This window comes from Thermostichus sp. MS-CIW-38 (genome assembly GCF_054058415.1).
Map to the genome: position 1 here is coordinate 1 of NZ_JBSSAH010000023.1, position 12,745 is coordinate 12,745.

Below are 12,745 nucleotides of genomic sequence, written 5' to 3' on the forward strand. Positions count from 1 at the left end.
TGGACTCCGTCCCGCTGACGCGAACAGAGATAGGCAGGATGCGATCGCTTCTTTCCTGAACCATGTTCAGGAGAGTTCAGCGTGAATGTATCAGGCTCAACAAAGTACCTCAAGTCATCTAGGGAAGACTGCTCGACGAGTAGTCCTGGGATCCAGACTGGAGAGAGCGGCGGGCCAGCTTGGCATAGGTCTTCACCGTCTCGTAGGGCATCTCCAAATCAGCGGCGATCTGTTGTAAGCTCTCTCCACCTTCGCGGCGGGCCAGGATCGTCGCCCACAGTTGGGCAGTTTTTTCGGCGCGGGATCCCCCTTGTCGTTGCCGCTGGCTGAGAAAGAGGGCGCTCAGCTCCTCGATCCGCTGGGCCACCTGCTCTTCCCGGGAAGGGACAGGGGAGGCGGGTAGCTCTTCGGCCAACCAACCCAGGCGGGTTTGCCCTAGCCCAAAGGGGGTTTTGTGGCCGGTGCCGCAGTAGGGGGCAAGGTGGATCAGGGCTTGGAGCTGCTGCTGCAACAGCTCAGGCGCACGGGAGGAGACAGCCAACTGCACACAGCCGATGAATCCCGTCACGGATCCCTGGCGACCTGCGGTGGTTTTCACCGATTCCAGACGGTGCCGCTGGATGATCACTTCCCCATCCACCCAATCCAGAAAAGGCTCCGCCTCGATGGGCAGACCGGAAAAATCGTTCCAACGGCGCAGATAGCTGTGGAACAGGTTGCGAGGGATCGGCAGCGGCAGATGGTGGCCCCGGTGGCGAAAGCTGGTGGGCGAGACGAAAGAAAGGCTCCAGGAGCGGGAGGAAAGAGGCTGCTCCAACAGTTGACGATAGGTGCGCGGGGGGATCGAGATCTGCCATCCCAGGATCTGCAGCGGGGATCCCCGCAATTCCAGCCAGGTGGGCAGCCGTTGGCACCACCCTCGCAGCCACTCCACCACCGGCGGGTTGAGGCCGGTGATCCACCAGCGGAAGGGGAGATGAGGCGGGATCAGCGGTCGCCCCCCCTGCTCGCGGAACGGCCCCATCAGCCGGGAGAGGGTAAAAGGTTTCTCCGATTCTCCATCGTGCAAATAGGCCGATAGCTGCGGGTCTGTCTCTTGCACCTGGCTCAAGAACCAGGCGTGCAGCCCTTTGGCATAGTGGGGATCCAGCAGGTAAGACCGAGGAGCCTGAACTTCCAAGGTGATCCCCACCAACTCGGATCCCGTCGGCCACTTGCCGTTCGCTTCTCTATCAGCAGATGGCTCTGAGAAACTCAGCATAGGCACAGCCCATTCCCAGTCCACAGCAACAATCAACACAAAACCCAACTTTCCATTGAGAAAATTTTAGAAGGGATCCCTTCTTATTGGGTTTACTCTCGAATTGCCCGTTGTACAGGCAGAAAAAATCTCACAATCTGAAGAAAGCCTTGAAATCGTCTGCAACCCATCGCACTCGATCTATACTGCTAGCAAGCTAGAGGACTGAAAACCATGAGGCGAGAGCGTTTATCGGATATGGCTGAAACAATCGGTAACCTCAATGGCATCTCTCGGCTTGATTCGATTGGATTCGATTGGTTACCCACCCAACCGGCAAACCCTTTTTTGAAGGGCTTTGGTCTTCCGCGAAGGATTAAAAATCGAGGCCAATTGCCCCCAGCCTTTAGGGATCTGTCCGTCGCAGCCGATGGAAGCCCTGTCCAAGACTTGTCTTCCTTTTTCGCATTTCGCAGGTGCTGCTCATGACCCCTACTTCTGCTCCCTCTCCCGTTCCTGTTGCCTTGGCCTGGTGCCTGGCGTGGGGAGAACAGCGGGATCCCCAGTTTGCCCTGGAGACCTTGCAGCAGATGCGGGCCGCCGTTCGCGCCGACAACGAGGCCGGGATCCCAGAAGAGCTACGGCCCATTTTGGCTCAGGTGCGCCAATTTCAGGAGAGCATGGCGGCGAAGACCTTTCCCAGAACCCCGGCGGAGCTGCAATCCCGCTACCCGGAGCTGTGGCAGCAGACAACCCGCATCGGCTTGGTTTACGGGGGGGCCACCAAGATCAAGAGCTATGTCTTCGAGTCGGCCAAGCTGTCGGAAATCCGCGGGGCCTCCGCTTTGTTGGATCGCATTAACCTGGTGGATCTGCCCGCCTTTTTCGGGGATCCCGAGCAAACCTACCTGGGATGGGAAGGTTTGGGGAAAGAGTCTCAAGCAGAGCTGAGGGCCTATGTGGCCGAGCAGATCCGGCCTTGGCTGCAGCAGCACTACCCGGCTTTGGCGCAAGCCCTGATCCCGGAGCTCATCATCTACTCCACCGGGGGCAATCTCCTGGCCTTTTGCCCGGCGGCCCATGTGGACGATCTCTGTGAGGCCATCGAGCGGCGCTACACCGAAGAAACCCTCACCGCTAACGCCTGCGCCGTGGGATCCGCCTTTCGGCTGCTGGAACTGCGCTACGGCCTGTTGCGGGATCCCATCGAACGCACCCCCTGGCTGGATTGGCTGGCGCAACACAAAACCCATCCCCTGGTGAGAGCCTATTTTGGGGATGGCAGCGAAGCCAGATTTCAAGACCGCAAAAGTTTCAACGAGTTGGTGGGTTACCTGGCCGCCCGCTTCAACCACCGCCGCAACGGCAATCCGGATCCCGGTCGCCCCAGCCGCGCCCATCCCGCCTTTTTTGAAACCCATCCCTACCTGCGCCGCGACAGCACCGACCGTCGCCCTGCCATCGCCAAAGCCGACCTGGTCGATCAGCCCTGGCTCTCGGAAGCCACCGCTCGCAAAGCCCTGGTGGGTCGCCAGGCCAAGCGCATTGAAACAGGCAAGCAAGGGTGGTTCCGCAAGTTCCCCACCTGGGATCCCGGCTTTGTGGAAAGCTGGGTAGCGCGATTTGCCCGCTTTCTCAACTCTCCCGCCGGCGAGCCCTACCGGGAGCGCTATTTGCAGCCCCATCAGGGATCTGTCCAGGGGATCGGCGAGGCCCAATCTCTACGGGAAGTGGCCAACGCCAGCCTGGGCAGCCAGGGCTTTGTGGCTTACCTTTACGCCGATGGCAACGACATGGGGGGCTATGTGCAGCAGATCCAAACCCCAGAAGCCTACCGACAATTTAGCCGGGATGTTTCCGAGGCAACGGAAAAAGCCGTTTACCACGCCCTCGCCCAGCACCTGCAGGCCCATCGGCTGCACGGCCTATCCCCAGATCCGGAAACCGGCAGAGACCGCAACGGCGAGTGGATCCACCCCTTCGAGATCCTGACCATCGGCGGAGACGATGTGTTGGTGGTGGTGCCTGCCCACAAAGCCCTGGAAATTGCCGCCACCTTCTGTGAGCAGTTTGAGCAGCTCCTGCTGGACACCTCGGCAACCTATGCAGCTCAATCTTCCGGCAAGGTGCCTCACCGCTACCCGGCGGCAGATCGGAAGCTCTGTCGGCTCTCCGCCTCGGTGGGGGTGCTGATCGCCTCGGAAGACACCCCCATTTACTACGCCGAAAAGCTCACCGAACAACTGTTGAAATCCGCCAAGAGCTACGCGAAAAAGCTGAAGCCCAAAGACAAGGACTGCTCTGTGGCCACCATCGACTTTCTCTCGTTGAAGTCGGTCGCCCTGGTTGCCTCCAGCATCCAGGATTTTCGTCGGGAAGCTCTGGAGATCCGCCAGAACAGCCACACCCTCAAGCTCTACGCCGGCCCCTATACCGTCCCGGAAATCCACGGGTTGCTGAGAACGGTACAAGCCCTGCAGGAGGCCAATTTTCCTCGCTCCCAGCTTTATCAGATTCGCAGCTTCTTGGAAAAAGGCAAACGCACCGCCACCCTCAACTATCTCTATTTCCGCAGCCGCCTGGGCAAAAAGGGGCAGCCGCTGATGGAGGCTTTTGAGCGCACCTGGTGCAAGGCCAAAACCAACGACGGCCACCTTCCCCCCTGGATGTATGTTGAGCCACAGGTATCCTCGTCAACGCCAACCTATGAAACCATCTGGCGGGATCTGGTGGATTTGTACGCCTTTGTGCAAAAACAGCCCCAGGCCGAGGGTCGGCCCGTTCTGGCGGAGGTGGAGTGATGGTGAGACTGGCAGAGCTGCCCCAAGCGGGGCGAACGATCACCTCTATCCCTTTGAGGGCCACCCTCGCCTCTGCCCTGGCGGTGGGAGCCGGCGGCTCCAGCGGCTCCCTGGCGGATAAGCCCCTGCTCAAAGATGCCTTTGGCAGGCTGATCATTCCCGGCTCCCAACTGAAGGGGCGGCTGCGCCACGAGTGCGAGAAACTGGCCCGTGGCCTGGGCTGGGCCATTTGCCGCTCTCCCGACCCAGAGCGCATGTGTCCGCAGCGGGAGGGCAGCGCAGGAAATTTCCACCGCCCCGAATACCAGGTGGAGGGCTATGCCGGATCCCATTGTCTGGTCTGCCAGATATTCGGCAATCCGGCCCTGCCTGCCCGCCTGTGGGTGGAGGATCTCGTCTGCGAGGTGCCGCCAGCAGCTCTGGAACCAACCCTTCGCCCTGGGGTCACCCTCAACCGCCGCCGCCGCACCGCCGAGGATCAGCGGCTCTACCTCATTGAGACCTCTCCCGCGGCTGAGCTGACTTTTTCCGGATCCCTGCAGCTTTTGCCCGATTGCCCTTCCTGGGGCAAAACTCTCCTGTTGGCGGCCCTGCACCACCTGATCGCGCTGGGGGGCAGCAAATCCGCAGGTTTGGGCTGGCTGCACTGGGATCCTGGATCCCTGCAGGCTCTCCAGCCCACCGCAGCCGATTGGGCTTTCTTGGCCCAGGGAGGGAGCTGATGGAAGCCATTCAACTCACCCTAACGGCTCAGTCTCCCTTGGCCATCGGTCGGCAAAAGCCGGGCGGCTCCATCAGCGAGGCCCAGGATTACATTCCCGGCAGCGTGATTCGCGGTGCTCTGGCCGACCTCATGCTCAGCCAAACCCAACATCGCCCTGCCGAGGCGCTGGAAGGAGATTTGGCCGCCCTGTTTACGGCAGCTCGGCCTGCTGTGTTTACCCACGCCTATCCGGGATCCGGCAGCAAGGTCTTGCCGGCCACGGCCTTCAGCTCGAAAAACAATCCCGGCTTCCGCTCAGAGGCGGGCAAAACGGGGGTGTTCGACACGCTCCTGGATCGCTTCTGCTCACAGCGGCTGGGGATCCCGTTCGATCCCACAGAGCCGGACGGTTCCGGGGGAAGAGTGGAGCCCTTCGGGGGGTTCTACAGCCAGCAGGAGTCTGACCTGGGGCCCCGCTACGAACGAGCTGCTGTGTCCAAACGCCTGCTCACGCGGGTGGGGATCAACCGTCGCCGCGCCACTGCTGCCGACCAAATCCTCTACAGCCTAGAGGTGATGAACGAGGGCAAAGCCCGCCCCAATGGGCATCTGGAGCGCTCCCTTTTCAGCGGCTACATCTACCTGCGGGATCCCGAGCTGGCCGAGACCCTCACCCGCTACCTCAACGCCCACGCCCACCTGCTGCGCTTGGGAGGAGGGGTGTCGCGGGGATTGGGCCGGGTCAACGTCACGGCTCGGCGTCTGGCTGCTCCCCGGCCTTCCCTGGCCCAGCGGGTGGAAGCCTTCAACCAAAAGCTGCGGCAGCGCTGGCAACAATGGCAGGTGTTCGGGGATCCCTGGCAGCCCCTTCCGCCGGAGCGGCAGTATTTCTCCATTGGGCTGCAGTCGGGGGCCATTCTCAAAGAGCGCTGGCAACGCACCACCGTGCTCACCCCCCAGATGCTCCAGGAAGAGGCCAACTGCGAAGATGGATCCCTGGCTTTGGAGCTGGCCTTCAGCAGCTACGCCTATGTCTCCGGCTGGAACGCTGCCTGGGGTCTGTTCAAAGATGTAGAATTGGTAACCACGCAGGGCAGCGTCTTTCTGCTGAGCACCACGCAACTGGAGCGTTGGATCCCGATTTTGGCGGAGATGGAATACTGGGGGATTGGCGAACGCACTGCTGAAGGATTCGGCCAAATCGAAGTTTGCAGTCCGTTCCATCATCATTTCTGGGAGAACCCGCTATGACCTTCGCCACCAGCGAGATCACATCGGAACAAGAGCTCAAGATCCAACGGCAAATCCGGCTGGCCGAAGATGATCTGGTCGCCAGAATTCAAGCCGCCTTGGATAACTTCAGAGGTCTCAACAGATTGGAAGAGGCCCAATATCGCAACCTATTGCACGTGGCAGCTTCCACCGAAAGCTCAGAGGTGATCAAGAACTTTTTGCGCTACCAGGTGGGGCGCGATGACAAGTGGGGGCGGGGCAAAGACTCTTTGGCAGAAGCCATCATCAAAGACATCGACAACTGGATTCATCAAAGGGCTATAGCCATCGCCAGGGAAGCCGGAATTGAAAGAGCATCCCCCAAAGTCAACGAGATCAAAATTGACTTGATTCGGCGCTACCTGGGCTATGGGGCCCGCTACCTCAAGTACAAGCGAGAGGGAGGAGGATCCTAGACCGTGACCTACAGCAGTTTTACCCTTGAGAGAGCCATTTCGACCTTTCAGCTCAGGTCAAGAATCATCCATGGCCTGTTTGCAGAGGTTCCACCGACTGAGTGCTCCGATTACTTGAAAATAACCCTAGATCGCTATCTCGGCTTGGCCACCTCGGTCAACAGCGAAAAAGCCCGCTCCGAGTTTATCATCGCCCCTGTGCTGGGAGAGGTGAAGTACCTATGTCGGGATCAAATCTCGCTGTTTTCCGGCAAGGAATTCAACGTGGATCCCGAGAGGGGGTTGGTGGGCCTATGCGACTACATCATTTGCCTATCCCCTCTCCAACTCTACATTCAAGATCCGGTGGTGATTATCGTTGAGGCCAAAAAAGAAGACTTGATCGGGGGTCTGGGCCAGTGCGTTGCCGGTATGGTGGGGGCACAGGTCTTTAACAAGAACTCCAATTCTCAAGTAGACAGTGTCTATGGAGCAGTAACCTCAGGAACCAACTGGCGATTTGCAAAACTCGAGGGTGACCAACTCTTTATCGATGACAGGGAGTACTTTATCTCAGAAATTGCTCAGATCCTAGGGATCCTCTTGAGTTTTATTAGGGGCTCCGTCTCGCTTCGGGAATGGCAAACCTCTGCAGTACAAGCCTTAACTTGAGCAGCCATTTGAGGGAACAATGTTCGACGTTTTCAAAAACCGCTTGGAAATCACCGGCACCCTCACCACCGTGACCGCTCTGCACATCGGGGTGGGCCGCTCCACCGAACCCATCGGCTCGGATTTGCCGGTTCTCAAGGATGCGCTGGGCCGTCCGCTCATTCCCGGCTCCAGTTTGAAGGGGGCGATGCGCTCTCGCCTGGAAAGTTTCTTGCGGGGCATCAACCCAGAGCTGGCCAGGGATCCCGGCGAATTGACCAGCAGCGAGCAATTTCAGATCATCAACCAAATTAAAAATGACTACAAAGGGGACGATGCGGCTCTGACTCAAAAGCTCATTGAGGCCACCGACTGGGTCTCGCAGGTGTTTGGATCCCCTTGGTTGGCCGGCAAGGTGCAGATCCGAGATTTGCCCGTGGTGCCGGAAGCCTGGTTTGGCCAGTACCAAGAGCGGGATGGCGTGGCCATCGATCGGGATACGGAAACGGCGGCAGATGGCAAGCTGTACGACTTGCAAGTGGTGCCTGCCAGCACCCCCTTCCGGTTTCATGCCGTCGTCGAAAATGCCGAGGAATGGGAACTGGGCCTCTTGGCCATTGGCCTGCACCAATTGGAAACGGAACAGATCCCCCTGGGAGGGGGGCGCTCCCGTGGCTTGGGGGTTGTCCGCCTGCAGATCTCGGCAATCTATTGGTTCGACTCGGAAGGGGATCCAAGACGGCTGCTGGCCTACCTTCAAGAGCTGGTGGCCGGATCCCGACAGCCGCTCAGCCCGGAGCAGGCTGCCGCTTTGCGCCAAGACTGGGTGGAAGCCCTGGTTGCCAAATTAACAACGGCCTCTCAACGGCAATCGGTCGGCCCCCGCCGCTAGCCCTATTTCATGTCAGGAGGGATCCCGATGGTCTTCATGGACTCTACAACGGTTGGCGATACGGTCAGCGTTTTCCACCCCTATCGGTTGACAAACTGGACAGACTGCTTGCCGCCCCAAGCCCCTCAACCAAAAGCTCCTGTTCTGGTGTGAAGGATCCCAGGCTATGCACAAACGCTACGTTAACCATTGCACCCTCTGCCTCACCCTCAAGCCCGATGGCCCTGTTCTCATCAAGGCGGGCAAAGAAGGGGCTGACCCGACGAAGCCGGATATGGAGTTCGTCGAAACCTATCACGGCGGCGGGCGAACGGTCTATTTTCCCGGCAGCTCCCTCAAAGGGGCAATTCGCGCCCATGCGGAGCGCATCGTCCGAACGGTGGGCAGCGACAGACGTCCTGAGGGGGGAGGCTTCAAACTCTGGGCCAGCGATCCCCTCGACCAAAAGGCCAATCAATGGCTGGAAAAAATTGAAGAGCCCCACCAGGTTTACGCCCTTTCTTCCTTTACGGATCAGATGTTCGGCAACACAGCCATCGCCAGCCGGGTCCGCATCGAAGATGCCTATCCCAAGCCGGGAACCCCTCTGCGCCTGGAGGAACGTAATGGGGTGGCCATCGACCGCGTCTTCGGCTCAGTGGCGGTGGGGCCGTTCAGCTATCAAGTGTGCGTAGAGGGATCCTTTCAAACCAAGATCCACCTGAAAAACTTTACCCTGGCCCAACTGGGTCTGCTGGGACTGGCGTTGCGGGATCTGGATGAAGGCTGGTTTGGCATCGGCTTTGCCAAGTCCCGCGGCATGGGCACCGTTCGGGTTGAGTACGAGTGGGCGGTGGTGGACTATCCGGGCTGCCTGGTGGATGAGGCAAACAAGCAGATTCGACTGCTGGGATCCCCCCTGACCTGGCCACAGGGATCCCTGTTGGGGGCGGGCGAATTTTTAACCCCCGAAGAGGCAGGCAAATACGGCTTCCCCAAACCCGATTGCCAAGCGGTGCCGGTGGGAGCGGAGCCAATGCCTTTGGGATTTGGGGCGCGGCTGACCTGGGATCAGACGTCTGAGGCCAAGGTGGAACATCTGCTCGCCACCGCCGTAAACAGTTGGGCCAAACTCCTGCAAGCGGAGGCCAAAGCCGTATGAAACCAGCCTACGTCGCCTCCCTCAAGATTCAAGATGGGGCAGAGTCCTCGCTTTCCCAAGTGCTCTCGGCTTGTTTTTCCACTTCTGAAAAAACCTACTCCTTTCTGCGCTGGCCCCATCGAGTCAGCGGCATTCAGGTGGGGATCCCGGCGGATCCCGTCTGTCCAGAGGGGCAAGTTTTCTCCCAACAAGGGGAACTGCGCTGGAAAAGCACCCCCCACGGCTGGGATCTGCTGTATCTGGGGATCCAAGCTCCCCCGGACTCCTTTATCCCTCTGCCGGGAGAGTGGCGGTGGGAGGATCACGCAGCCGACCTGTACGGATCCCAAAATCGAGAAACCCGCTTTCCCAAGCCCCTCAGCCATCCCCAAGATCTCAAGGTGGGCCAGCGCTACTTCCGAGATGAGCGAACTGCCCGCGTTCACTTTATTGCCCTGATTCCGAGGTGACCATGACCCCCCAAGGCCCTCGCCCATTGCCCAACCAGGCCGCATCTGCAAGATCGTCTGCCGGCAACAGCAGTCGAGGTGGAGGCAAACCAACCGTGTTTCCCAGTGGAGGCAAACCAACCGTGTTTCCCAAACCCTACGAGCTGATCCCGTTTCCCACCCAGCGCCCCACGCTGGAGCGGCCCGCCGGCCACGCCCAGTTCCATCCCGATAGGTTGCACGGCACCCTCTTCCTCACCCTAACGGTGCAGACTGCCGTCCACATCTCCACCGGCCACTTGGCCTTGGGCAGCGATGTCGGGGTGAAAGGGATCCCGGTGCTCAAAACCATGACCACCACTCCCAACGGAAGGCTTAAAATCCAGGGCAGCTCCCTCAAGGGGGCCATCCGGGCCATGTACGAGGCGATCACCAACAGCACCCTTGCGGTGATGACGAGCCGGTACAAAAATCAGATCCCCCCGGAGCGGCACCCCTGCCGCAACAAGGAGCAGCTTTGTCCGGCCAGCCGCGTTTTCGGTGCCCTGAACTGGCAGGGATTGGTGGAGTTCAGGGATGCCATTGCCACCAGTGCCGGATCCGGCGGCGGATCCCTGCCCCCCCTGTACCGTCCACGCCCGGATCAGTGCAAAGCTTATTTTCAGAGGGAAAACGGCAGAGTCATCGGGCGCAAGTTCTACTACACCCACAGAAACGCGTTGCAGAACAGTTCAAGGGGAACGCCCACCCAGCAAGCGATACAAAACACAGTTTTCAAAACCCAAATCCACTTCAAAAACCTCACCCCTGCCGAGCTGGGCACCTTGCTCACGATTTTGGGGCAGGATCCCAACCATCCCATGCTGCTGAAGGTGGGGGGCGGTAAGCCCGTGGGCCTGGGATCCCTGCAGGTCACCCTCGACAAGATCGAGCGGCCCGGCAACCTAAAAGATCGCTACAGCCGCTACGATCCCCCAGAAGCCGATACCCTGGAAGGAAAACGCCTCCAAGCCTTTGTGCAAGAGCAAATTCAAGCTGCCCAGGGCTACATCTTGCCCGAACAACTCAAGCGATTGGCCGCCATCCTGAGTCCCACTGCTCTGCGCGAGCCGCCCACCGGAGTGTACTGAGGGTTCCCCCATGCTGTCAGACACTGTCGATCTCAGCCCCCAATCTTGGGATCTCGCCCACGGCATCGCCCTGACCTTGGCCAAGGAAAGGGTGGATGTCAACGAGTTGAGCAAATGCGTCGCCTATCTGCGCTCGGTTGCCCATCACCCTGACGCGGGATCCCGCTTTTTCCGATTCACCGGCGAGCTGGTGCGGGAAAATGGCCTATGCCGTACCCAACAAACCAGAAGGTACCATCAGCTCATTGACGAAACCTGCAAAAGGTACTTGCAACCTCTGCAAGACAGGCCGGCGGAGATGCTGCAGATCCTGGGCTGGGCAGCCCGGCTGGCTCGCTACTACAAGGATGGAGGGATCCCCATTGGCGAGATTTCACCACCTCAGGGATCCCAACCCAACGACAACTCCGGTCACAAGGACTCCGTTCCCCAAGGGGCGGGAAACAAATCCCAGGACGACAGACAACAACAAAACCATCAACACCAACAAGACCAGGCCCAGCATCAGGCCCGCAAAGCCTGCTTCCAGATCGGGCAAAAGCTGAAGGCCACCATCACCAACATCAAGGGCAACGAAGTCACCTTCCAGATTCTGGACACAGACACCAAGCTCACCCAGAAGGAGCCCAAACGGGCGGGATCCCTCTCGGTGGGGCAAGAGGTGCAGGTGGAAGTTCTGGGTCTAAAGGAAGATGGCAGAATCCGCAAGGCCAAGCTGCTCTGGGCGCAAAGCGGAACAGAGCCCTCGAAAAATTCGAGTTAACCGCCTATCATGCAGACCATCATCATGACTGTGGGCACCTCCTTGCTCACCAACCTTGACAAAGACCTGCAGCCGCAGCGCCCCTGGGTGGGACAAAAAACCATTGGGGATCCCCAGCGTGCTCTGGCCTGGATGAAAGAAGCAGACCTGGAATTGATCAGCGCCGAAACCAACACCTACTTGCGGCTGGATCCCACCTCGAATGATGCCTTGATTTTGCTGCACTCAGAAACCCCCGACGGATTGGAGTGTGCCCAGATTTTGAAGCTCTTTTTTGAGCAAGAGCTGGGTCAGCAGCAGGTCTCTTTGGTTCCCCTTCCCGGCATCAACTACGAGCTAGAGGGATCCTCTCTGGAGCGGATGGCCGAGCTGTTGAAACAGTTGGCAGAGAGCGCCAAGGGGATCGTCACCTTTGCCGCTACCGGCGGGTTCAAAGCCCAAGCCATGATCATGGCTGTGGTGGGCAGCCAATTGGGGATCCCAGTTTGCTACATCCATGAGCAATACAAGTCTTTGGTCTACCTGCCCTACCTACAGCCGGAAGTTCAGCCCCGGATCCCTCGGGCAGATCTCCCCGATTCAGGCCGAGATCGCTCCCAGATCATCCAAATCCGAAGCGATGCCAGCCATCACCGACCCCGCAGTTGGGCCAAAGTGGAAAGACTCCTGCGAGACATTCCCTGGGTGGATCTGGTTCGATACGATCCACACGCCTACGCTGCCCCCAAAAACAGCGTCAAAGCCTCAAACCGCAAAACCGAAGATGGCCGCCACATTCTGTGGATCCACCTCCACGAGAGCCAGGACACCCACCTCGCTGTCAGAGTAGAAACCACCGGCTACACCCCCGAGCACCTAGAGCTGGCTGCCACCGAATTGCGGCAACGCTTGGGCCGTCTGCTTTGAGTGTTTCCATGAATCCCGCTTCCCCAAAGGGAAGTGACTTATCAGGTATAGGGTTTTTGCTACGCAAACCTACATAAAATAAGGTATCGCATTCGGAACAACGGTTGATCCGGGTGGCGTGGAAGTTGCTTGCGGCTCAGGATCGGTTCCATTAACAGGAAATTACCGAGTACAGCGTATTCGCTTCGACCATCATCCGTTTCAACTACCCCTGCCAAAAGTGCCAGATCAGATCTAGATCATCACGCCTGCAGTTATTAAGCTTGTCTGAGACACATATTACGAACAACGCGAAAAAAGGAAGTAATATGGTAGAACATGAAAGCCTGAATACACCAACCAAACTTCTCCTAGTTGGAGTGGAGATCCTTTTTGTCTGTGCCCTGTTTCTCATGCGTCTTGGAGTCGCCGGTTGGCTTCTAA

12 protein-coding genes are annotated in these 12,745 nt (G+C 58.9%); 11 read left to right on the forward strand and 1 reads right to left on the reverse strand.

Annotated features, from left to right (window positions below; all coding sequences use genetic code 11):
* Positions 1 to 118: 118 nt before the first annotated feature.
* Complete coding sequence (gene cas6, locus ACVWXZ_RS08960) at positions 119 to 1,261, reverse strand: CRISPR-associated endoribonuclease Cas6 (RefSeq protein WP_457482420.1); 1,143 nt, start codon at positions 1,259 to 1,261, stop codon at positions 119 to 121.
* A 569-nt stretch (positions 1,262 to 1,830) separates the two neighbouring features.
* On the opposite strand from cas6, the gene cas10 reads away from it, so the two are divergent.
* From cas10 to ACVWXZ_RS09015, 11 genes are all read left to right on the forward strand, one after another.
* Positions 1,831 to 4,041, forward strand: a complete 2,211-nt coding sequence (gene cas10 / locus ACVWXZ_RS08965) for a type III-B CRISPR-associated protein Cas10/Cmr2 (protein WP_457482421.1) — start codon at positions 1,831 to 1,833, stop codon at positions 4,039 to 4,041.
* A complete protein-coding gene (locus tag ACVWXZ_RS08970; protein ID WP_011432243.1) occupies positions 4,041 to 4,763 on the forward strand; it encodes an RAMP superfamily CRISPR-associated protein in 723 nt (240 codons plus the stop codon). The genes cas10 and ACVWXZ_RS08970 overlap by 1 nt, the downstream gene beginning before the upstream one ends.
* The gene (gene csx10 / locus ACVWXZ_RS08975) at positions 4,763 to 5,995 is read left to right on the forward strand and encodes a type III-D CRISPR-associated RAMP protein Csx10 (protein WP_414344022.1); all 1,233 of its coding nucleotides are present in this window, start codon (positions 4,763 to 4,765) and stop codon (positions 5,993 to 5,995) included. Before ACVWXZ_RS08970 ends, csx10 begins: the two co-directional genes overlap by 1 nt.
* Complete coding sequence (locus tag ACVWXZ_RS08980) at positions 5,992 to 6,432, forward strand: hypothetical protein (RefSeq protein WP_414344023.1); 441 nt, start codon at positions 5,992 to 5,994, stop codon at positions 6,430 to 6,432. The genes csx10 and ACVWXZ_RS08980 overlap by 4 nt, the downstream gene beginning before the upstream one ends.
* A 3-nt stretch (positions 6,433 to 6,435) precedes the next feature.
* Positions 6,436 to 7,083 carry a hypothetical protein gene (locus ACVWXZ_RS08985; protein WP_457402903.1) on the forward strand — a complete coding sequence of 216 codons (648 nt, stop codon included), beginning with the start codon at positions 6,436 to 6,438 and terminating at the stop codon, positions 7,081 to 7,083.
* Positions 7,084 to 7,102: 19 nt separating this feature from the next.
* On the forward strand, positions 7,103 to 7,954 hold the full coding sequence (gene csx7 / locus ACVWXZ_RS08990; RefSeq protein ID WP_011432239.1) for a type III CRISPR-associated RAMP protein Csx7: 852 nt from the start codon (positions 7,103 to 7,105) through the stop codon (positions 7,952 to 7,954).
* 166 nt (positions 7,955 to 8,120) lie between these two features.
* Positions 8,121 to 9,095 carry an RAMP superfamily CRISPR-associated protein gene (locus ACVWXZ_RS08995; RefSeq protein ID WP_414356026.1) on the forward strand — a complete coding sequence of 325 codons (975 nt, stop codon included), beginning with the start codon at positions 8,121 to 8,123 and terminating at the stop codon, positions 9,093 to 9,095.
* Complete coding sequence (locus ACVWXZ_RS09000; RefSeq protein WP_011432237.1) at positions 9,092 to 9,544, forward strand: hypothetical protein; 453 nt, start codon at positions 9,092 to 9,094, stop codon at positions 9,542 to 9,544. The genes ACVWXZ_RS08995 and ACVWXZ_RS09000 overlap by 4 nt, the downstream gene beginning before the upstream one ends.
* Positions 9,545 to 9,666: 122 nt before the next feature.
* Positions 9,667 to 10,653: an RAMP superfamily CRISPR-associated protein gene (locus tag ACVWXZ_RS09005; RefSeq protein ID WP_457402907.1), complete on the forward strand. Its 987-nt coding sequence runs from the start codon at positions 9,667 to 9,669 to the stop codon at positions 10,651 to 10,653.
* 10 nt (positions 10,654 to 10,663) lie between these two features.
* Positions 10,664 to 11,416: a hypothetical protein gene (locus ACVWXZ_RS09010; protein ID WP_457402909.1), complete on the forward strand. Its 753-nt coding sequence runs from the start codon at positions 10,664 to 10,666 to the stop codon at positions 11,414 to 11,416.
* 9 nt (positions 11,417 to 11,425) lie between these two features.
* A complete protein-coding gene (locus ACVWXZ_RS09015) occupies positions 11,426 to 12,322 on the forward strand; it encodes a putative CRISPR-associated protein (protein ID WP_457402911.1) in 897 nt (298 codons plus the stop codon).
* The last annotated feature ends 423 nt before the right edge of the window (positions 12,323 to 12,745 follow it).

Excerpts from the sequence above, each read along its gene's own strand:
- cas10 (WP_457482421.1), top strand. The coding sequence starts at position 1,831 with ATGCGGGCCGCCGTTCGCGCCGACAACGAGGCCGGGATCCCAGAAGAG.
- csx7 (WP_011432239.1), top strand. The coding sequence starts at position 7,103 with ATGTTCGACGTTTTCAAAAACCGCTTGGAAATCACCGGCACCCTCACC.
- cas6 (WP_457482420.1), bottom strand. The coding sequence starts at position 1,261 with ATGCTGAGTTTCTCAGAGCCATCTGCTGATAGAGAAGCGAACGGCAAG.
- ACVWXZ_RS08970 (WP_011432243.1), top strand. The coding sequence starts at position 4,041 with ATGGTGAGACTGGCAGAGCTGCCCCAAGCGGGGCGAACGATCACCTCT.
- ACVWXZ_RS08980 (WP_414344023.1), top strand. The coding sequence starts at position 5,992 with ATGACCTTCGCCACCAGCGAGATCACATCGGAACAAGAGCTCAAGATC.
- ACVWXZ_RS09015 (WP_457402911.1), top strand. The coding sequence starts at position 11,426 with ATGCAGACCATCATCATGACTGTGGGCACCTCCTTGCTCACCAACCTT.
- ACVWXZ_RS09000 (WP_011432237.1), top strand. The coding sequence starts at position 9,092 with ATGAAACCAGCCTACGTCGCCTCCCTCAAGATTCAAGATGGGGCAGAG.
- ACVWXZ_RS08995 (WP_414356026.1), top strand. The coding sequence starts at position 8,121 with ATGCACAAACGCTACGTTAACCATTGCACCCTCTGCCTCACCCTCAAG.
- ACVWXZ_RS09010 (WP_457402909.1), top strand. The coding sequence starts at position 10,664 with ATGCTGTCAGACACTGTCGATCTCAGCCCCCAATCTTGGGATCTCGCC.
- csx10 (WP_414344022.1), top strand. The coding sequence starts at position 4,763 with ATGGAAGCCATTCAACTCACCCTAACGGCTCAGTCTCCCTTGGCCATC.